Source organism: Saccharopolyspora erythraea, assembly GCF_018141105.1.
Taxonomy (GTDB): domain Bacteria; phylum Actinomycetota; class Actinomycetes; order Mycobacteriales; family Pseudonocardiaceae; genus Saccharopolyspora_D; species Saccharopolyspora_D erythraea_A.
In genome coordinates, this window is the sequence record NZ_CP054839.1 from 4,856,567 (window position 1) to 4,876,811 (window position 20,245).

General features: G+C 71.3%; 19 protein-coding genes. 8 read left to right on the plus strand and 11 right to left on the minus strand.

Annotated features, from left to right (window positions below; translation table 11 throughout):
- Positions 1–73: 73 nt before the first annotated feature.
- Entirely contained in the window at positions 74–838 is a 765-nt protein-coding gene (locus HUO13_RS21880; RefSeq protein WP_211896975.1) for a TetR/AcrR family transcriptional regulator, read from the plus strand.
- A gap of 39 nt (positions 839–877) precedes the next feature.
- Here HUO13_RS21880 and HUO13_RS21885 read toward each other — a convergent pair whose 3' ends face one another.
- Positions 878–1,894 carry an NADP-dependent oxidoreductase gene (locus HUO13_RS21885; RefSeq protein ID WP_211896976.1) on the minus strand — a complete coding sequence of 339 codons (1,017 nt, stop codon included), beginning with the start codon at positions 1,892–1,894 and terminating at the stop codon, positions 878–880.
- A gap of 150 nt (positions 1,895–2,044) precedes the next feature.
- Between HUO13_RS21885 and HUO13_RS21890 the strand changes: the two genes are divergently transcribed.
- Positions 2,045–2,689, plus strand: a complete 645-nt coding sequence (locus HUO13_RS21890; protein ID WP_249123936.1) for a TetR/AcrR family transcriptional regulator — start codon at positions 2,045–2,047, stop codon at positions 2,687–2,689.
- Positions 2,690–2,774: 85 nt separating this feature from the next.
- Positions 2,775–3,725, plus strand: a complete 951-nt coding sequence (locus tag HUO13_RS21895) for a threo-3-hydroxy-L-aspartate ammonia-lyase (protein ID WP_211903042.1) — start codon at positions 2,775–2,777, stop codon at positions 3,723–3,725.
- Here the strand turns inward: HUO13_RS21895 and HUO13_RS21900 are convergent.
- Complete coding sequence (locus HUO13_RS21900; protein ID WP_211896978.1) at positions 3,703–4,671, minus strand: TetR/AcrR family transcriptional regulator C-terminal domain-containing protein; 969 nt, start codon at positions 4,669–4,671, stop codon at positions 3,703–3,705. The two genes, HUO13_RS21895 and HUO13_RS21900, sit on opposite strands and share 23 nt — an antisense overlap.
- Before the next feature lie 199 nt (positions 4,672–4,870).
- Here HUO13_RS21900 and HUO13_RS21905 point away from each other — a divergent pair, with 199 nt between their 5' ends.
- Positions 4,871–6,286: an amidohydrolase family protein gene (locus tag HUO13_RS21905; protein ID WP_211896979.1), complete on the plus strand. Its 1,416-nt coding sequence runs from the start codon at positions 4,871–4,873 to the stop codon at positions 6,284–6,286.
- Here the strand turns inward: HUO13_RS21905 and HUO13_RS21910 are convergent.
- Entirely contained in the window at positions 6,264–7,688 is a 1,425-nt protein-coding gene (locus HUO13_RS21910; protein ID WP_211896980.1) for an amidase, read from the minus strand. The two genes, HUO13_RS21905 and HUO13_RS21910, sit on opposite strands and share 23 nt — an antisense overlap.
- Positions 7,689–7,929: 241 nt before the next feature.
- On the opposite strand from HUO13_RS21910, the gene HUO13_RS21915 reads away from it, so the two are divergent.
- Positions 7,930–8,520, plus strand: coding sequence for a hypothetical protein (locus HUO13_RS21915; RefSeq protein WP_249123937.1), 591 nt, complete (start codon positions 7,930–7,932; stop codon positions 8,518–8,520).
- Positions 8,521–8,592: 72 nt separating this feature from the next.
- Here HUO13_RS21915 and HUO13_RS21920 read toward each other — a convergent pair whose 3' ends face one another.
- The 6 genes from HUO13_RS21920 to ligD all read right to left on the minus strand — a co-directional run bounded on the left by HUO13_RS21920 (position 8,593) and on the right by ligD (position 15,135).
- Positions 8,593–10,404: an acetyl/propionyl/methylcrotonyl-CoA carboxylase subunit alpha gene (locus HUO13_RS21920; protein ID WP_211896981.1), complete on the minus strand. Its 1,812-nt coding sequence runs from the start codon at positions 10,402–10,404 to the stop codon at positions 8,593–8,595.
- 36 nt (positions 10,405–10,440) lie between these two features.
- A complete protein-coding gene (locus HUO13_RS21925) occupies positions 10,441–10,689 on the minus strand; it encodes an acyl-CoA carboxylase epsilon subunit (RefSeq protein ID WP_211896982.1) in 249 nt (82 codons plus the stop codon).
- Between the two features lie 42 nt (positions 10,690–10,731).
- Entirely contained in the window at positions 10,732–12,372 is a 1,641-nt protein-coding gene (locus HUO13_RS21930) for an acyl-CoA carboxylase subunit beta (protein ID WP_211896983.1), read from the minus strand.
- A gap of 186 nt (positions 12,373–12,558) precedes the next feature.
- Positions 12,559–13,773, minus strand: a complete 1,215-nt coding sequence (locus HUO13_RS21935; RefSeq protein ID WP_211896984.1) for a TetR/AcrR family transcriptional regulator — start codon at positions 13,771–13,773, stop codon at positions 12,559–12,561.
- 115 nt (positions 13,774–13,888) lie between these two features.
- Positions 13,889–14,242 (minus strand): hypothetical protein, encoded by a 354-nt coding sequence (locus HUO13_RS21940; RefSeq protein ID WP_211896985.1) that lies wholly within the window; start codon positions 14,240–14,242, stop codon positions 13,889–13,891.
- 14 nt (positions 14,243–14,256) lie between these two features.
- Complete coding sequence (gene ligD, locus HUO13_RS21945; RefSeq protein WP_211896986.1) at positions 14,257–15,135, minus strand: non-homologous end-joining DNA ligase; 879 nt, start codon at positions 15,133–15,135, stop codon at positions 14,257–14,259.
- A gap of 182 nt (positions 15,136–15,317) precedes the next feature.
- Here ligD and HUO13_RS21950 point away from each other — a divergent pair, with 182 nt between their 5' ends.
- Positions 15,318–16,115, plus strand: a complete 798-nt coding sequence (locus tag HUO13_RS21950; RefSeq protein WP_211896987.1) for an exodeoxyribonuclease III — start codon at positions 15,318–15,320, stop codon at positions 16,113–16,115.
- Here HUO13_RS21950 and HUO13_RS21955 read toward each other — a convergent pair whose 3' ends face one another.
- Complete coding sequence (locus HUO13_RS21955) at positions 16,116–16,802, minus strand: hypothetical protein (RefSeq protein ID WP_211896988.1); 687 nt, start codon at positions 16,800–16,802, stop codon at positions 16,116–16,118. It lies immediately after the preceding gene.
- A gap of 128 nt (positions 16,803–16,930) precedes the next feature.
- Between HUO13_RS21955 and HUO13_RS21960 the strand changes: the two genes are divergently transcribed.
- Positions 16,931–17,590 (plus strand): GntR family transcriptional regulator, encoded by a 660-nt coding sequence (locus tag HUO13_RS21960; protein WP_211896989.1) that lies wholly within the window; start codon positions 16,931–16,933, stop codon positions 17,588–17,590.
- Positions 17,591–17,668: 78 nt separating this feature from the next.
- Here HUO13_RS21960 and HUO13_RS21965 read toward each other — a convergent pair whose 3' ends face one another.
- Complete coding sequence (locus HUO13_RS21965) at positions 17,669–18,124, minus strand: kinase (RefSeq protein ID WP_211896990.1); 456 nt, start codon at positions 18,122–18,124, stop codon at positions 17,669–17,671.
- Positions 18,125–18,717: 593 nt separating this feature from the next.
- Here HUO13_RS21965 and HUO13_RS21970 point away from each other — a divergent pair.
- Positions 18,718–20,193 carry an NCS1 family nucleobase:cation symporter-1 gene (locus tag HUO13_RS21970; RefSeq protein WP_211896991.1) on the plus strand — a complete coding sequence of 492 codons (1,476 nt, stop codon included), beginning with the start codon at positions 18,718–18,720 and terminating at the stop codon, positions 20,191–20,193.
- Positions 20,194–20,245: the final 52 nt, after the last annotated feature.

Here is a 20,245-nt window from a genome sequence, read left to right on the forward strand (position 1 = left end):
CCGCGCCGCGCGGCGAGCGCCGACCACTCCCGCCGTAGCATGTACCGGACGTTGTTCGGCGATGGGTGGACCGATGGCGACGGAGTACAGCGGCGGCGGTGATCCCGCGCGCAGCCTGGCCCTGCTGTGGCGGAGCCGGCAGCGAGGCGGACGCCGGGGGCGGTCGGACCTGGACGCCGACCGGATCGTGGCCACCGCGATCGAGCTCGCCGACGCCGAAGGCATCGCGGCGCTGTCGATGCGGCGCGTCGCCGAGCGGCTCGGCGTCGGCACCATGTCGCTGTACACCTACGTTCCCGGCAAGGCCGAGCTGCTCGACGCCATGCTCGACGCCGTCTACGGCGAGACCGCGCTCTCCGAGGCCGACGGCGGCTGGCGCGGCAGGCTGGAGCGGATCGCACGCGAGAACTGGGCGCTCTACCACCGGCACCCGTGGATGCTGCAGGTCGCCACCGGTCGCGCGGTGCTGGGACCCAACGTCATCGCCAAGTACGACTACGAGCTGGGCGCGGTGGCCGGGCTCGGGCTGTCCGAGGTCGAGATGGACTCGATGCTCAGCCTCGTGCTGGGACACGTGGAGGGCGCGGCGCGGCGTTCGGTCGAGGCCGCGCAGACCGAGCAGCGGACCGGGGTCAGCGACGAGCAGTGGTGGCACGCGCACGCGCCCCTGCTGAACCAGATCATGGACCCGGCCCGCTTCCCCACCGCGGCCAGGGTCGGCTCCGCGGCGGGCGAGGCGCACGGTTCGGCGCAGGACCCCGGTCACGCCTTCGAGTTCGGGTTGCAGCGCATCCTCGACGGCATCGACGCGTTCGTGCGCGCCAGGCGGGCCGAGTAGGTTCCCCGCCCCGCGCGCCGGGGCGGGGAACCGGCGCTTTCAGCTCCGGTCGGCGATCTTCACCAGCGTCTTGCCGGTGTTCTCACCACGCATCATGCCCAGCAGCGCCTCGGGCGCGTTGCGCAGTCCTTCGTAGACGGTCTCGGTGTAGTGGATCCTGCCCTCGCGCAGCCACTGCCCGACCTCGGCCAGGAACTGGTCCCGCAGGTGCCCGTGGTCGATGACGATGAAGCCGCGCAGCGTGAGCCGCTTCTGCACCAGCATCGTCATGTTGCGCGGGCCGGGCTGCGGCTCGGAGTTGTTGTACTGCGAGATCATCCCGCACTCGGCGACCCGGCCGAAGTCGTTGAGCACCGAGATCGCGGCTTCCAGGTGCTCGCCGCCGACGTTGTCGAAGTAGACGTCGATGCCGTCGGGCGCGGCCGCCTTGAGCTGGTCGTAGACCGGGCCGTCCTTGTAGTTGAACGCGGCGTCGAAGCCGAGCTCCTCGGTGATGTAGCGGACCTTCTCCGCGCTGCCCGCGCTGCCGATCACCCGGGAGGCGCCCTTGAGCTTGGCGATCTGGCCCGCCACCGCGCCGACCGCGCCCGCGGCACCGGAGACGAAGACGACGTCGCCCTCCTTGACCGAGGCGATCTCGACCAGGCCGACGTAGGCGGTCATCCCGATCATGCCCAGCACGCCGAGGTAGGCGTTGAGCGGGGCGGCGTCGGGGTCGACCTTCAGCGTGCGCTTGCCGTCCACGACCGCGTACTCGCGCCAGCCCTGCCAGTGCACCACGAGGTCACCCGCCTCGACGCCGTCGGCGCGGGAGGACACGACCTCGCCGAGCGCGCCGCCGCTCATCGGCTCGCCGACCTCGAACGGCTCGACGTAGGACTTGCCCGAGTTCATCCGCCCCCGCATCGACGGGTCGACGCTCATCACCAGGTTGCGGACCAGTACCTGCCCCTCGGCGGGCTCGCCGACCTCGACCTCGGCGAACTCGAAGGTCTCGTCGGTCGGCCAGCCCTTGGGACGGGCGGCCAGGCGGACCTCCAGGCTCTTGTACGACATGATCGCTCCTTCGCGGCTTTGCGGTTGCCGTCCCCGACGATACATAAAGTGTCAGCGACTGACACATGGCGGGCAGTGTCTTAGGTCATCGTGTGCCGCTCGTCATCGAGTGACCAATGACGTCCACTGCCGTCCGGCACAATGAACGCCATGAGCGTCCCCGCCGAGCAGGTCGGCCTCCGCGCCCGCAAGAAGCAGCGCACCAGGTCAGCGCTGATCGACGCCGGGGTGGACCTCTTCCTAGAGAACGGCTACGACAACACCACAATCGACGAGATCGCCGCGCAGGTCGACATCTCGCCCCGGACGTGCTTCCGCTACTTCGCGGGCAAGGAGGACATCGCGCTGGCCAAGGCCGCCGCGTTCGACGAACTGGTGGTCGAGGCGCTGCGGGCGCGCCCGGCCCGGGAGGCGCCGCTGGTCGCGCTCCGGCACGCGGTGCTCTCGATGGTGCGCGACTCGGCGACCAGCGAGGGCGTCCGGCGCTTCCTGCGGATCCAGCACCTGATCAACAAGACGCCCGCGCTGCTGGCGGGCAACCTGCGCAGGACCACGGCCACCGAGGAACGGCTGACGGGCGAGATCGCCGCCCGCGAAGGCGTCGACCCCGCCGTGGACATGCGTCCGCGCATCCTCGTCGGCGTCGTCTACGCCGCGCTGCGGATCGGCATGGAGGCCATGTGCGCCGACCCGAGCCGGGAGCTGGACCGCATGGTCGAACTGGTCGAGCGCGCGATCGACCTGGCCACGGCCGGGCTGCCGGAGAGCTGGGGCCCGGACCACCGGACCTGGTGACCCGCGCCCGGCTCGGCGCGCACCGCTTGCCCCGCGGAATACAGTGGTGCATCGGCGATCAGGCGGGTGGTGCTCGGTGAGCGATGTGCTGACCTTCGACGACGTCAAGGCCGCGGCGGGACGGCTGCGCGGGGTCGCGCACCGGACACCGGTGCTGACCTCCAGGACCCTCGACGAACGGCTCGGCGCGCAGGTGCTGCTCAAGGCCGAGAACTTCCAGCGGGTGGGGGCGTTCAAGTTCCGCGGCGCCTACAACGCGATCTCCCGGCTCGACTCCGCCCGGCTCGAACGGGGAGTCGCGGCGTACTCGTCGGGCAACCACGCGCAGGCCGTGGCGCTGGCCGCGCGGCTGGCAGGAACGACGGCGACGATCGTCATGCCCCACGACGCCCCGGTTTCCAAGGCCGAGGCGACCGCCGGGTACGGGGCCCGGATCGTCGGCTACGACCGCTACTCCCAGGACCGCAGGCAGATCGCCGAGCAACTCGCCGCCGAGCACGGGCTGACGGTGGTCCCGCCCTACGACCACCACGACGTGATGGCGGGCCAGGGCACCACCGCGCTGGAGCTGGTCGAGGAGGCCGGACAGCTCGACGCGCTCGTGGTGCCGGTGGGCGGTGGTGGCCTCATCTCCGGCTGCGCGACCGCCGTGCGCGCCCTGAGCCCTGCGACGAGGGTGATCGGGGTCGAGCCCGAGGCGGGTGACGACGTGCGGCGGTCGCTGGCCGCGGGCCACCGGATCGAGATCCCGGTGCCCCGCACGATCGCCGACGGACAGGCGCTCACCGCGCCCGGCGAGCTGACGTTCGAGGTCGTGCGGCGGCTGGTCGACGAGGTCGTGGTGGTCTCCGACGACGAGATCCGCGCGGCGATGCGGCTGCTGTTCGAGCGCCTGAAGATCGTCGTCGAGCCCAGCGGCGCGACCACGCTGGCGGCGCTGCTCGCCGGGCGCGCATCGGCGCGCGGCCGGGTGGGTGTCGTGCTCTCCGGCGGCAACGTCGACCTGCGGCGGTTCAGCGAGCTGCTCGACGGCTGACGCCAAGCCGTCCGAAGTGGACCTCCAGCCCGTCCAGGTGGCGCTGGAGACCGAACTCGAACCACTCCTCCAGCCCGATCGACTCGTCGTCGAGCTCGTCGAGCCTGCTGAGCATGGGAAAGTCGCCCGAGCGCAGGATCCTGCCGGTCTCGGTGTTCCTGGCCTCGATCCACTCCCGCGCGGTGACGCCGGTGTCGTTCTCCTCGTCCACCTCCGCCGACCTGCTCGCCCCCATCCCACGTACGAACGCGCTCAGGGTGACCACCGCGTGGATCATCGTGCCGACGTCCAGGCCGCTCCCGTCGAGCACCCGCAGCCCCCACTCGGTGTGCGCCATCGCGGCGCGCACGACCCGGGGCCGGGTGAACGAGACGATCCGCGCGACCCACGGGTGCTGCCGGTAGATCTCCCACTGCCGTCGCGCCATCAGCTCCAGGCCGGCGCGCCAGTCGGAGGGGACCTGCCCAGGCAGGCGGTAGCGCTCGAACACCTCGCCCATCATCAGCAACGTCAGCTCTTCGCGGCTCGGCACGTGCCGGTACAGCGACATCACACCGACATCGAGCTGCGCGGCGACCCGGCGCATCGTCAGCGCGTCGAGCCCTTCCGAGTCGGCGATGGCCACCGCCGCGCCGACGACGCGTTCGCGGCTCAGGACATGGCCGGGCTCAGGCCCGCGGTCCGCACCGACCGCGGGCCGACGCCCTCGTCCGGCGGGTGCGCTCACCACGGTTCCGACTCCCGGCACGGCGTGCACGAGCCCTTCCTGCCGCAGCGCCGAAAGCACCTTGCTGGCGGTGGCCATCGCCACCCCCCACTCCTGCACGATCCGCCGCGTGGAGGGCACGCGGTCGCCTGCCCGCAGCTCGCCCGAGGTGATCCGCCGCCGGATCTCGTCGACGATCCGGACATAGGGCGGGTCGGCCCGTTCCCGCGACGCCTCCACCTGCCCCTCCTCCAGTGCACTAGTGCGGTGACCTCCGCGATCCTATCCGCAGCAGTGCTCGCCGTCCGCACTTCGATCCGGTGAACTAGTGCACTACCGCCGATTTCCCCGCTATTGCAGGAAGTTCTTTGCCGTCACAGCACATCATGAGTACGTTGTACGCAGACCACCGAACCACCTGACCGACGGGGGACGAACGATGACAGCCGACCACGAGACGATCGTGCTGACCGGAGCCACGGTCATCGACGCCACCGGAGCCGACCCGCGGCCCGGTACGACCGTGGTCCTGCGAGGAGACCGGATCACCGAGGTCGGGCACCGCGCCGGTATCACCGTCCCGGACGGCGCGCGGGTCGTCGACGTGACGGGCAAGTACGTCATCCCCGGCCTGGCCGACATGCACGTCCACGCAGACGGACCGCCCGCGAGCGTGCTGCCCCTGTACCTGGCCAACGGCGTCACGACGGTGCGCGTCATGTGGGGCGACACCTGCCACCACGAGTGGCGCCGCGGCATCGAGAGCGGTGAGCTGGCCGGACCGAGGATGTGGATCGGCAGCCGGATCGTCGACGGCAGGCCCAGCCTGTGGCGGGGTTTCGGCCTGGACGCCCCCTTCGCCGAGGTCGACGGCGCGGCCGACGCGCGGCGGGCGGTCGAGCAGGCCCAGTCCGACGGCGCGGACTTCGTCAAGGTCTACTCCCGGATCTCGGCAGAGGACTACCTCGCGCTCGCCGAGGAGGCCGGGCGGCGCGGAATCGCCTTCGCCGGGCACTGCCCCGACACCGTCCCGATCACCGAGGCGGCCGAGCTCGGCCAGCGCAGCTTCGAGCACCTCTTCGGCATCTGGTCGTCCACCTCGGACCAGGAACCCGCGTTGCGCGGGCAGGCCGCCGGGATCGACACCCGCGACGGCGGCTACAACAGCTGGTTCCAGCAGACCCACGCGCTGGAATGGCGGGCCGCGACGACCTTCGACGAGCGCAAGGCGGCGCTGGTCTTCCGCCGTCTCGCCGAGACGGGGTCCGCGCAGGTGCCCACCCTGGTCATGCACCGCATCCTCGACATGCCCGAGCTCGGGTCGCTCACCGACGAGCGGCTGCGCTACCTCCCGCCCGGCACCGCCGCGCAGTGGAAGGAGATCGTCGACGGCCTCTACCTGCCGGGCCGGACCGGCGAGGAGTCGGCGCAGCGGCGCGAGCTGTTCGAACGCCGTCTGAGGATGACGGCGGCGCTGCGTGAGGCAGGCGTGCCGGTGCTGGCGGGAACCGACGTGGGGACGCCGTTCACCTTCCCCGGCTTCAGCCTGCACGACGAGCTGGAGTTGCTCGTGCGGGCCGGTTTCACCCCGATGCAGGCACTGCGTGCGGCGACCGCCGAGCCGGCCGCCTTCCTCGGCGCGGGTGAGCTGCTGGGCACCGTCGAACCCGGCCGTCTGGCCGACCTGGTGGTGCTCGACGACGACCCGCTGCGCGACATCGCCAACACCCGCCGGATCCACGCGGTGGTGGCTCGCGGCCGGCTGTTGCCGGCACGGGAGCGTGCCCGGATGCTCGACGACGTCGCCGCAGCGGTGCGCGGCGAGGCGGCGGTCAGCTCGCGGACCTGCTGCTGACCGGGGACGGCCAGGGCCGCTGCGGCGGGCGGATCCGCTCGTGCAAGCTCGCCAGTCGCAGCACCCCGACGTCGTCGAAGCGGCGTCCCGCGATCTGCAGGCCGATGGGCAGCCCGTCGGGGGTGTATCCGCAGTTGACCGAGATCGCGGGCTGACCCGACATGTTGAACGGCACGGTGAAGGCGATGTGCTCCATGGGAAGCCGCGAGTCACCGGTCGGATACGCCTGCTCGGCGGGGAAGGCCGGGATCGGGGCGACTGGGGAGAGCAGGAAGTCCAGGCCGCGCACCGCCCGGTTGGCCGAGGCCGAGATCGCGTCCATCTGGCTGAAGCCGTGGAAGACCTGAGCCGCGGAGGCATCCCGCGCGCCCGCCGCCCACGCCGCGATGTCGGGCAGGACGCGGGCGCGGCGCTGCTCCGGCAGGGCAGTGATGTCGTTCCACGCGCGGTAGCGCCAGAAGAGGTCGAGGCCGTCGAGCATCTCCCGGGTCAGGATCGGTGCGAGCGGCTCGACCACCGCGCCCGCGGCCTCGAACCGCTCGGCGGCCGCCCGCACCGCCTCGGTGACGGCCGGTTCGACGGGGAGCCCGGCGCCGCCGTCGAGCAGCAGGCCGATGCGCAGGCCGCGGGCGTCGCCGTCCAGCGCCGTCCAGTCGATGTCGGCGGGAGGGAGCGCGGTGTGGTCGCGCTCGTCGGGCGCTGCCAGCACGGAGGCCAGCAGCGCGGTGTCGGCGACCGTGCGGGTCATCGGACCCACGACCCGGCCGATGTAGGGCGGGTCGACCGGGATGCGGCCGAAGCTCGGCTTGAGACCGGCGATGCCGCACCAGCCCGCGGGCAGCCGGATCGAACCGCCGATGTCGGTGCCCACGTGCAGCGGCCCGTAACCGGCGGCGGCCGCCGCGCCCGCGCCGGCGCTGGAGCCACCCGGGGTGCGGTCGGGGTTCCAGGGGTTCCGGGCGAGGTGGTGGAAGCTGGAGGCACCGGAGGAGAGCATGCCGTAGTCGGGCATCGTGGTCTTGCCCAGGAGCACCGCGCCGCTCTCGCGCAGCCGGGCCGCGGCGGGTGCGTCCTCGGCGGCCGGGACCTGCTCGGTCGCCGCGGTGCCGAGCGGGACGGGGACGCCCTTGGTGGCGATGTTCTCCTTGATCGTGACCGGCACGCCGTCGACCGGCCCGTCCGGCTCGCCCCTGCCCCACCGCCGCTCCGACTCGCGTGCGGCCGCGCGGGCGCCGTCGGGGTCCAGGGCGTAGGTCGCGCACAGCAGCGGCTCGCAGGTCTGCACCCGGTCGAGCACCGACTCGACGACCTCGACGGGTGACAGCGTGCGTGCGCGGTAACCGGCGACCAGGTCGACGGCGGGGAGATCGGCGAGTTCGGTGGGCCGACTGTGCTCGTTCATGCGACCTCCACATCCCTGGTGGCGTTCGTGCGAGTGTCGATCACCCGTCGCGGCCGGCGGCAGCGACACAGTGTCGCCGAACCGGGCGGGACCGGCACATCCCGTCCCTTGACATCCTCACCCTGCGGCCGGTACCGGGTCGACGGGAAGCCGGCTGCGAAGCATCGAGTCCCGGCGGCGTGCATCGAGTGCCCGACTCGTGCTGTCAATCGAGATCGGTGGGTCCGGGCAACCCGATCGAGTGGCCGCACTGTTGGTGCTGCGCGGCGGGGCCACCATGTGCTCGACCGCACTTCGCGCAGAACGGGAGCTCCGCATGCTGTACGCCTACATCTTCGAACGCGTCGGCGTCCTCCTCCGCGACATGCACTTCCGGAACACCAGGCCGGCCGCGCGGGACGAAGGCTCGGAGCGCGGTGTCCGCCTGGAGCTGCGGATCCGCGAGCGCCAGGACTGGCAGGGAACCGAGTTCGCCGCTCAGCGCGTCGTGATCGACCGCCCGGTGTGGCGCGCCGACATCTTCGTGGCCGTCGGCTCGCCGCCGGAGTCCTTCGACCGGGCCCACTACCACTCGCGGTTCGAGGGCACCGAACCCGTGCGGCGGGAGTGGAGCGACAGGCTCACCGCGAGCCCGTTCGAGTGGCTGCGCGAGGAGCTGTCCGACCTCGCCGCCCTGCTCGATCGGGCCGGGGTCGCCGACGACGGCGTCCGCGACGCCGATGCGGCCGAGCTGCGCAGGGCCGCGCCGGAGATCGCCGAGAAGGCACGGACCGTCTTCGACGAGGTGCACCGCGGCGAGCTGGTGAGCGAGGTGAACCGCCCGTTCGTCTGAACGAGCGGTCCACACTCCGCTAAACGGAACCGGGCGAGCCGCCGATGCGCCGCGCGGCTCGCGCCCGCCTCCTCAGTCTTTGAGTTCGCAGAGGGTGGTGCCCTGGGTGAGGGTGTCGCCGGGCTGGGCGGTCAGGCCGGTGACGGTGCCGTCCTTGTGCGCCAGTACCGGGTTCTCCATCTTCATCGCCTCCAGCACCGCGATCTCCTCACCCGCGCCGACCCGGTCGCCCTCGGCCACCGCGAGCTTGACCAGCGTGCCCTGCATCGGCGCGGTCACCGCATCCCCCGAGGCCGCGCCACCACGACCCCCGCCCGAGCGCCCGCGCGCACGCCCCGCCCCCGCGGCCGGCGCCGCCGCCGGAGTCAGATCCGCCGGCAGCGACACCTCCAACCGGCGGCCACCGACCTCGACCACCACCGTCCGCCGCCGCGCCGCCTCACCGGCCTCGGCCGCACCATCGAACGCCGGCAGCGTGTTGTCGAACTCGGTCTCGATCCACCGGGTATGCACCCCGAACCCACCGGCACCCTCGGCGGTGAACGCCGGATCGGCCACCACCGCCCGGTGAAACGGCAACACCGTGGCCAACCCCTCCACCCGCATCTCGGCCAGCACCCGCCGCGACCGCGCCAACGCCTGCGCCCGATCCCGCCCCCACACGATCACCTTCGCCAGCAACGAGTCGAACTGCCCCCCGATCACACTGCCCGACTCCACCCCGGCATCCACCCGCACCCCCGGACCCGACGGCACCACGAACCGCTCCACCGTCCCCGGCGCAGGCAGGAAATCCCGCCCCGGATCCTCCCCATTGATCCGGAACTCGATCGCATGCCCCACCGGCACCGGATCGGCGTCCAGCCACAACCGCTCACCCGCCGCGATCCGCAACTGCTCGACCACCAGATCCAACCCCGTGGTCTCCTCCGACACCGGATGCTCCACCTGCAACCGCGTGTTGACCTCCAAAAACGAAATCGTCCCGTCCACACCCACCAAAAACTCCACCGTGCCCGCACTCGCATAACCCGCCCGCGCACAGATCTCCCGCGCCGCGGTATGAATCCGCTCCCGCTGCTCCCCGGACAAAAACGGTGCCGGCGCCTCCTCCACCAACTTCTGATGCCGCCGCTGCAACGAACAATCCCGCGTCCCCACCACCACCACGTTGCCGTGCCGATCAGCCAGCACCTGGGCCTCCACATGCCGCGGCCGGTCCAGATACCGCTCCACGAAACACTCACCCCGACCGAACGCCGCCTCGGCCTCCCGCACCGCCGACTCGAACAACCCCGGAATCTCCTCCAGACTGCGCGCCACCTTCAACCCCCGGCCCCCACCACCGAACGCCGCCTTGATCGCCACCGGCAACCCGTGCTCCTCGGCGAAGGCCACCACCTCCCCAGCACCCGAGGCCGGCTCCTCGGTCCCCGGCACCAACGGCGCCCCCACCTCCAACGCGATCCGCCGCGCCGTCACCTTGTCCCCCAACACCCGGATCGCCTCCGGCGACGGACCCACCCACACCAGACCCGCATCCAGCACCGCCTGCGCGAAATCCGCGTTCTCCGACAAGAACCCATACCCCGGATGCACCGCATCCGCCCCCGACCGCTTCGCCGCATCGATCACCTTGCCGATGTCCAGATACGACTCCGCCGCCGTCGACCCACCCAACCCGAACGCCTCATCGGCCAACCGCACGAACACCGCATCCACATCCGGCTCCGCATACACCGCCACACTGCCCACCCCCACATCCCGGCACGCCCGAACCACCCGCACCGCGATCTCACCCCGATTCGCCACCAACACCTTCTTGATGGCACCGGAGATGACGGTGTTGTCCACAGTGGTCTCGGCATTGCGTTCTGCGGTCATCTCGACCAGGGCTCCTAGCTCGCGCGGGGAATTGCTTTACAGGGGAAGGACGGAGGTGCGCCAGGCCGCCGGGCCGGGCCGCAGCGGCCTGCGGCCGGCGGGATGGCGCAGGGCCGCCGACCGGTCGGCCCACAACGACCAACCGGTGGGCTCCGGCTCGGGCTGCGCTGCGGCCGCGGCGGCGCTGACCGCGGCCAGCGCCGCGGTCAGCGCCGCCAGCTCGACGTCGTCGGGCTCGCCGCGCACGATCCGCAGCACCGGGCGCTCGGACTCATCGCTGTGCACTGTGTCCTCCAAGACCGCGGTTCGTCACGCGGATCGGTGGTGTCAGAGGGGGATGTTGCCGTGCTTCTTGGCAGGCAGCGCCTCGCGCTTGTCGGCCAGCATCCGCAGCGCCCGCGCCACGTGGCCCCGGGTGTGGGAGGGCGGGATCACCGAGTCCACGTACCCGCGCTCGGCGGCGACGTACGGGTTGCACAGGGCGTCCTCGTACTCCTGCTGCAACCGCGCCCGCAGCGCCTCCACGTCCTCACCGCTCTCGGCGGCCTCGGCGAGCTGGCGCCGGTAGAGGATGTTGGCGGCGCCCTGCGCGCCCATCACCGCGATCTGCGCGGTCGGCCACGCCAGGTTGATGTCGGCTCCGAGGTGCTTGGAGCCCATCACGTCGTAGGCACCGCCGTAGGCCTTGCGCGTGATGACGGTGACCAGCGGCACGGTGGCCTCGGCGTAGGCGTAGAGCAGCTTGGCGCCCCGCCGGATGATGCCGTTCCACTCCTGCCCGGTGCCGGGCAGGAAGCCCGGCACGTCCACCAGCGTCAGGACGGGGATGTTGAAGGCGTCGCAGAACCGCACGAACCGCGCGGCCTTCTCGCTGGCGTCGATGTCCAGCGTGCCCGCGAGCTGCATGGGCTGGTTGGCCACCACGCCCACGCCGGCGCCCTCGATCCGCCCGAACCCGCACAGCATGTTCGGCGCGAACAGCGCCGAGACCTCCAGGAACTCGCCCTCGTCGACGAGCCTGGTGATCACCTCGCGCATGTCGTAGGGCTGGTTCGGCGAGTCCGGGACCAGCGCGTCCAGCTCCAGGTCGGCCTCGCCGACACCGTCGGCGACCGAACCCGCCTCCACCTCGGCGCCGGGGAGGACCGGCGAGGAGGACAGGTTGTTCGACGGCAGGAACGACAGCAGCTCCTTGACGTAGGAGATCGCGTCGTCCTCGTCGGTGGCCAGGTAGTGGGCGTTGCCGGACCGCTCGTTGTGCGTGCGCGCCCCGCCCAGGTCCTCGAACGAGACGTCCTCGCCGGTGACCGTCTTGATGACGTCCGGGCCGGTGATGAACATGTGCGAGGTCTGGTCGACCATCACGGTGAAGTCGGTGATCGCGGGCGAGTACACCGCTCCGCCCGCGCACGGCCCCATGATCAGCGAGATCTGCGGGATGACGCCCGAGGCGTGGGTGTTGCGCTTGAAGATCTCGGCGTAGAGCCCGAGCGCGGCCACACCCTCCTGGATGCGCGCGCCTCCCGAGTCGTTGATGCCCACCAGCGGGCAGCCTGTCTTCATCGCCAGGTCCATGACCTTGACGATCTTCTCGCCGAACACCTCGCCGAGCGACCCGCCGAACACGGTGAAGTCCTGGGAGAACACGCAGACCCGGCGGCCGTCGACGGTCCCCCAGCCGGTCACCACCCCGTCGCCGTAGGGGCGGTCGGCGTCCATGCCGAAGTTCGTCGACCGGTGGCGGGCGTGCTCGTCGAGCTCCACGAAGGAGCCCTCGTCGAGCAGCATGTCGATGCGCTCCCGGGCGGTCCGCTTGCCCTTGGCGTGCTGTTTGGCGACCGCGCGCTCCGAACCCGCGTGCACGGCCTCGTGGTTGCGCCGGTAGAGGTCGGCCAGCTTGCCCGCGGTGGTGTGGATGTCCGGTGTCTCCGCCGGCGGCACTCCGACAGGTTCGGTCGCACTGCTCATCGCTGCGGTTTCTCCTGGCTCGTTGCGGATGATCGGCGAGCCGCACCGGCGGCGCGCCCCGCCAGCAGCGGGCGGACCGGAGGGCCTGCAGGCGGACGCTAGCGCACGCCCTCGGCAGCGTCAACTGGGATGTGACGCCGTGGTAGCCATTCGATACGCAGTTAAAGCCGCGCCCCCACGCAGTTGCTACCCATAAGTGAATGCCCGATAGGCATCGGTGCGAAACATCAGGGCGGTGCCGACACGCGCGACCGCGTCGGGGTCGCGCACCGTCCCGGTGCGCGCCATGTCGTTGGCGGCGGTCAGCGCCGCCTGCACCAGCACGCGCGCCGGGACGCGGTCGAGCTCGGGGCGCACCCGGCACAGCAGTGCCACCCATTCCGCGACGTAGTCGTGCTGGGTCTGGCGGGCCCGGTGCCGCTCGGCGTCGGGCAGGTGCCCGACCTCGGTGACCAGGATGTCGATGAACCGGCCGTGGTCGTAGGCGAAGGTGATGTAGGAGTGCAGGAGCTCCCGCAACGCCTCCTCGGCGTCGTGGGTGGCGGTCAGCGTGCGTTCGAGCTCGATCTCCAGCCAGGCGCAGCCGCGGGCGATCACCGCCCCCAGCAGCTCCTGCTTGCTGGCGAAGTGGCTGTAGACGCTGGGGCCCGAGATGCCCGCCGCGGCACCGATGTCGTCGGTGGTCACCGCGGTGAACCCGTTGTCGGCGAAGAGCCGGGTCGCCGCCGACAGCAGCACGGCCCGCCGGGACGCGCGCCTGGCCAGCAGCGGTGACGGCGCGGACTCGGCGGTGCGCCGCGATGCCAGGGCCATGGGCTGCTGGTCGGTGACCACCGCGACCATGTTGCGCAGCAGTCCCTCGAACTCCGCCCTGGGCAGCTCGACCTGGTGGTAGGACGGGCTGGTCAGCGCGCTGAACAGGCACCAGCCCCGGAACCGGGCGTCTTCCTCGGCCAGTCCGGGTTTGCGCGCCCGCGCCAGGTCTGCCAGCCCGCCCGCCACCGCGCGCAGCTCGCCCTTGAGCTGGTCACGATCGGTGGCCGGCAGGTGCCGCGCCTCGCGCTGCCACAGCACGCCCAGCCTGCGGTGGTCGAGCGCGGCGGTCGCCAGCTCGGCCACCAGCGCGTCGAGGTCGTCGGTCGCGACGCGGTCGAGGATCTCGCCGAACGGGCGCAGCTCCTCCAGCACCACCTCGGTGAGCAGCCGCTGCTTGCTGGCGAAGTGCCGGTATAGCGCGGAGGGCCCGACGCCGACCGCCTCGGCGATGTCGCTCATGCCGACCCGCGGGTAGCCCCTGGCGTGGAACAGCTCCGACGCGGCGGCCACGATCAGCGTCCTGCGGTTGCGCGGCCGGGTGTTGCGTACCGCGCCCGCGGCCCCCTTGCTGCCTGCTGCGGCCATTCCCACCCTTTCCGGCACGGCGCTCCCGGCGGTCGTGCGCGGCGGCGCCCCACCGCCCGCCATTCCGGACAGCTTACGAGGCGCCGCACGCGCGGCGTGCCGGCCCGGTGGGCGGCTACTCCTCGGTCGCGCCGTCGGAGACCTCCTGCTCAGCGCGCTGGTCGATGCTCTCGTCGAGCTCGTGCATCCGGCTCTCGGCCAGCGGCGGCTCCACCGATCCCGGGCCTTCCGGTACCTCCGAGCGCAGCCGCTCGTCGATCGAGTCGCCCTCGCGCTGGTCCCTCGGCGTCGGCCTGCCCTCCGCGACCGGCGACCAGCCCTCGGCCGGTTCCACGCCGCTCTCCAGCGGGTCGACGCCGAGCTCGTCCTCGTCCAGGTCGGGCGCGGACTGCAGGTTGGCCGGGTCGGTCGGCTCCTGCGGCGGGGCCTCGTCCGGCGAGGGCGTGGTGGCGTCGAGTGGGTCCGACATGCTCGCTCCTTCCTTCACACCGCCGCGCGGCGGTCGATCTCCGCCCACGGGTCCGCCTTCCTGGCCAGCCGGCGCGTCATGTTGGCCAGGCCGTGGCGGCGCGGTGTCGCGCGGCTGAGCTCGGCGAGGTCGATCGGGGTTGCGGCCGGGGCCCCCGGTCGTGCTCGCAGCGAGTAGGGCGCGATCATCGTCTGCCCGTAGGCGTTGCGGTTGATGTCCAGGAAAACGCGGTCGCCGCGCTTGTCCTTGCGCTGCTGGGTGGTCAGCCGCTCGTCCTCCTGTTCCGCCCGGTCGGCGATCTCGGCCATGTGAGCGCGGACCTCGTCGAAGTCCCGCCGCGCGTCCAGCGGCGCCACCACGTGGAAGCCCTTGCCCCCGGTGGCCTGGACGAACGGCTCCATTCCGGCGTCTCGGAGCCGGTCGCACATGTCCTTGGTGATCGAGCGCAGATCGGCGATGCCGATCGACTCGGGCGGATCCAGGTCTACCACGGCCAGCACCGGGCGCTCCAGGTCGTCCGCAGTGGACAGCGCGACGTGGAACTCCAGGCACGCCTGGTTCGCCAGGTACACCAACGTGGCCGCGTCGCCGGCGACGACGTGGTGCACCGAGTCGTCCGCGCCGCGCTGCGGTACCGACACGACGCGGACCCAGTCCGGGAAGTGCTCCGAGGCCTCCTTCTGGAAGAACCCGCCGGAGCCGATGCCGTCCGGGAACCGCCGCAGCGTCAACGGTTTCCCGCGCACGTGCGGCAGCATCGCCGACGCCACCGCGCGGTAGTAGCCGACGACATCGCGCTTGGTGAAACCGTCGTCGGGGTACATGACCTTGTCCCCTTTGGACAGCTCCACCGACCTGCCGCCGATGTCGAGCGTCTCGGAGTCCGCGGCCATCCGAACACCCCTCAGCCTCGTCCGCGCGGCCCCTCCGGAGCCGATCGCGCGGACCGGCCGTCGCACCTGGGCACGGGCGCATCGGTCGGTCCGCTCTTCCTGGTCACCTCAACCACGTACCCGAACCCCCAGCGGCCCAACCACGACGGCGCCGCACGGGTGGCCTGTGCCACCCTTCCGGCATGCGGATCGCCACCTGGAACCTCAACTCCGTCACGGCCCGGCTGCCCAGGCTGCTGGAGTGGCTGTCGGCGGCTTCGCCGGACGTGTTGTGCGTGCAGGAGCTCAAATGCGCCTCGGACATGTTCCCGGTGGCCGAGGTCGCCGCGCTCGGCTACGAGGTCGCCGCCCACGGCACCGGGCGGTGGAACGGGGTCGGCGTGCTGTCGCGGGTCGGCCTCGACGAGGTCCGGCGCGGTCTGCCCGGCGAACCCGGCTACCTGCCCGAAGGCGCGATGTTCGAGGTGAACGAACCTCGCGCCATCGGCGTGAGCTGCGCCGGGGTGCGGCTGTGGTCGGTGTACGTGCCCAACGGGCGCTACGTCGGCCACGCGCACTACGACTACAAGCTCCGCTTCCTGGAAGCGCTGCGCGACACCGTCGCCGCGGAACGCGATCACGGCCGGGCGTTCGCCGTACTCGGGGACTTCAACATCGCGCCTGCGGACGACGACGTCTGGGACATCAGCGCGTTCACCGACAGCACGCACGTCACCGAGCCCGAGCGGTCGGCGCTGGCGGCCCTGCGCGCGGCGGGGCTCGCCGACGTCTACCCGCGCGCCCTGAAGTACGACGTCCCGTTCACCTACTGGGACTACCGCGCCGGCGCGTTCCCGAAGAACATGGGCATGCGGATCGACCTGGCCTACGGCGACCCCCGCTTCACCGGCGCCGTGTCGGACTCCTACGTCGACCGGGAGGCCCGCAAGGGCAAGGGCGCCTCCGACCACGCACCCCTGGTGATCGACCTGGACCTCTGATCACTCCTGCTCGCCGGTCGCGGCGGTGGCGTGATCGTAGTAGCCGAGGACGCCACCAGCACCATGCAGCGCGAAGCCCGCTTCCGGGTTCGCGGGTTCACCCGCGAGCGCGAGGACGTGCCGGAGGCGGACGTCGACCAGCTCGTCCAGCGCGCGCCAGCGCGCGGCGGGCGGCCGGCCGGCGGACGCGGCGGCGTTGTCACCGAAGTCGGCCTCGGACCGGCTGAGCGCCTCGCGGAGCTCCCGCACGGCGTACCGGAACCGCTCGGGCTCGCCCGGCGCGAACCCGTCGGACCGGTCGAGCAGCAGCCGGACCATGTAGAACGTGTCGTCCACGTGGTTGGCCAGCCACTTGCGCCTGCGGTAGATGCCACCCAGGGCGGGCCAGCGCTTGCGCGCGGCCTGCCTGGAGCGGCCGGTGACCGCGCTGAGGTCGGCCAGGCTCGCGCCGAGCCACACCGCGTCGGCGACCGCCACCTCCACTCCGCGCAGCGCCGCCTCCGACACCAGCCCCTCCACGGTGAGCGCGGCACGCACGTCGGCCAGCGCATCGCGGCGAAGCCGCTGGTCGTCCCCGCGGTCCTCGATCATCGCAGCGGGGTCGTCGACCTCCACCCCGCTGCGCACGACCGCGGTGAGGTCCTGGACCAGTTCGTCGGCTCGGCCCGTCGCGTTCGCGGTATCCATTCGCCCACTCTCCCCTACTGTAAACCCGCGGTTCACAATAGCGTGTAAACCTCAGGTTCACAACCACGTTCGTGAGACCGCGTTCCCCGGTTCTCACTAGGCTGGGATCATCGGATCGAGGAGGGACCGTGCCCGTCACCGGAGAGACCAGCGCCGAAGCGCGCGTACCCCTGCGCGACCAGGTTCGGGACGCACTGCAGGCGAGGATCGCCGACGGCAGGCTGCGCCCCGGCGACCGCCTCTTCGAACAGGACATCGCCGCCGAGTTCGGCATCTCCCGGGTGCCGGTCCGGGAGGCGATCCGGATGCTGCAGAGCGAGGGGTTCGTGGAGGTCATGCCCCGCAGGCGGGGCGTGTTCGTGCGCGGCCTGGACCGCCACCAGGCCGAGGAGCTGTTCGAGGTCCGGGAGGCTCTGGAGGTCTTCGCCGCGCGGCTGGCCGCCCAGCGCGGCGAGAGCGCGGGCGTGCGGCGGATGGCCGAGCTGGCCGACCAGGCCCGCAAAGCCCACGAGGCCGGCGACATCGAGGCCATGTCCACCGCCAACGCCGCCTTCCACGACCAGCTCGTCACGCTGGCGGGCAACGATCTGCTCGCGTCGATCCTGGAACCGCTGCACGGCAGGCTCGCCTGGATGTTCCGGCTCAACATGGAGCCGGAGCGGGTCTGCGGCGAGCACGAGGAGCTGCACGCGGCCATAGCGGCCGGTGACGCCGAGCGCGCGGCCGATGTCGCGAAGCGGCACGTGCACTCCAGCCGCAAGATGGTGCTGGAGCGCATCCTGTTCTGAGGCCGCGGCCCGGGGTTCCGTGGTCAGTCCCGTGGAAGGCGACTTGGCTACGGTCGCGGTGGTTGACCCGGCCGACGCTCAGCCAGACGAGTGCCGCATACCGAACGCCTCCGCGAGGATGCGGGTGCAGGTGTCCGGCAGCGCGGATTCCTGCGGGATCAGGTGTTCACCGGCGACGCCGAGCAGGTCGCGCGGGCGGTACCAGCCGCGCATGTCGCCCGGGCCGAACTCGGCGGCCTGCGGCCGGGTCGCGTGCCTGCGCAGGGATTCGGCGAAGGACACGTCCAAGTAGTAGAACCACGTCCGCCCGCGATGGTCCTCGGCGAGGCGCCGCAGCATCCCTCCGTACCGCTCGGCGCTCATGATGCCTTCGACGATCGCGTGGTAGCCGTGGTCCAGGGCGTAGCGGGCGACCGTGGAGATCAGGCCGACGTTGGCGCCGCCGGGCACGTCCCGCTCCCGCAGGACGACCCGCCGCATCACGTCCTGCTGCACGAGCGCGCAGGTGCGGCCGAGCCGCACTCGCCCCGACATCGAAGTCCACTCGTAACCAGCGCGGAACAGCCGCAGTATTGACTGCGTCTCACCTGACATCTACCTTACGTATACATTCCGATATACTTCCACATCGCGGAATGCGGTGATGCACATGTCAACCGAACCCACGGACGGCGCCGCCGACGCGACGCCCCGGCCCCCGGCTCCGCGCTCCCCCACCCCGATCCGCGGACGGCCCCTCCGCGAGCGGCCCCACAACGCCGACCTCGCGCCGCCGGAACAACGGCGCTGGAAGACCTGCAGCGTCTGACGAGCACGCGTGACCGACGGTGCCTCTCATGACCCTGAGCAGGTCTGACGCACCGCGCGCGGCGTCGTGGGCGATGCCCGGCGCACTACCATCGCGGACCACGAGCGGTGGACCGAACGAGGCGTCGCTCCGACCAGTTCCGCCGGCCCAAAAGGCCGAGGACGTTGCATCGCGATCGCACCGTGGCTTTCCCCGGCCACCGGCCACGGCTGGCACGCGGCTCGTCCGAGTGGGACGGCGCATCGCGCTCGAACAACCACAACATCCTTGTGAATCAAGGCAACCGAATGTTTCAACGTCGAAACCTTGGAGTGGCCTCATGACCGCCACCGACGACCGATCGGCCGACACGGCCGGCACCGGCCGGGCTCTGTACAGCTACGACCTCGCCCCGACCAAGAAGGCCGGGCGCCGCTGGGGCGCCTACAACGTCTTCACGCTCTGGGCCAACGACGTGCACAGCCTCGGCAACTACGCCTTCGCCATCGGCCTCTTCGCGCTCGGGCTCAACGTCTGGGGCATCCTGCTGGCCTTCCTGCTGGCGTCCGCGCTGCTGTTCCTGCTCCTGACGCTGTCCGGCTACATGGGGCACAAGACCGGCGTGCCCTTCCCGGTCATGAGCCGGATCGCGTTCGGCACCAAAGGCGCGCGGATTCCGGCTGCCGTCCGCGGCATCGTCGCCATCGCCTGGTTCGGCATCCAGACCTATCTCGCGTCCTCGGTGCTGAACGCGCTCCTCGTGGCCATGTTCCCCGGTTTGCAGTCATTGCAGGACCGATCCGCGCTGGGGTTGTCGGTGCTCGGCTGGATCACCTTCCTCGCGCTGTGGGCGGTCCAGGTCCTCATCGTCAGCTACGGCATGCACGTGATCCGCAAGTACATGGCGATCGCCGCGCCGACCACCCTCATCACGATGTCCGCATTGGCGATCTGGATGTTCGTCCGGGCGGGCGGCTCCATCTCCTTCTCCACCGCGCAGCCGCTCACCGGCGGGGCGATGTGGCTGCAGATCCTGCAGGGTGCCGCGCTGTGGGTCGTGATCTACGGGACGTTCGTGCTGAACTTCTGCGACTTCACGCGCGCGGCCAAGAGCCGCCAGTCGATCGTGCGCGGCAACCTCGTCGGGATTCCGGTGAACATGCTGCTGTTCGCCGCCATCGTCGTCGTTCTCGGCGGCGCTCAGTTCAAACTGGACGGACGGGTGATCACCAGTCCGACCGACATCGTCCAGACGATTCCCAACCTGGTGATGCTGGCGAGCGCGTCGATCGCACTGGTCGTCCTGACGATCGCGGTGAACTTGCTGGCCAACTTCGTGGCGCCCATCTACGTGCTGGTCAACCTCTTCCCGCGGAAGCTGAACTTCCGCCGGGCGGGACTGGTGAGCGCCGTCATCGGTCTGGTCATCCTGCCCTGGAACCTCTACGACAGCCCCGTCGTCGTGAACTACTTCCTCAGCGGCCTCGGTGCGCTGCTCGGCCCCGTCTTCGGCGTCATCATGGCGGACTACTGGTTGCTGCGGAAGGGCCGCGTCAACGTCCCGGACCTCTACAGCGAGGATCCGCACAGCGACTACCACTACCGCAACGGCTACAACCTCAAGGCCGTCGGGGCGTTCGTCCCGGCCTCGGCCATCTCCGTCGTCGTGGCGCTGGTGCCCGCCTTCGAGTCCGCCTCCGGGTTCTCCTGGTTCATCGGGGCGATCCTGGGCGCGGTCATCTACGCCGCCATCGGCGACAGCAAGCCCGATTTCCGGGACGTGGACGGCGAAGCCATCGCCGTTCCCGCCGAGTGAACCCTGCTCCGCGACCGGCCGCAGCGCCCCCCGGTGACCGCCTGAGCTGGTC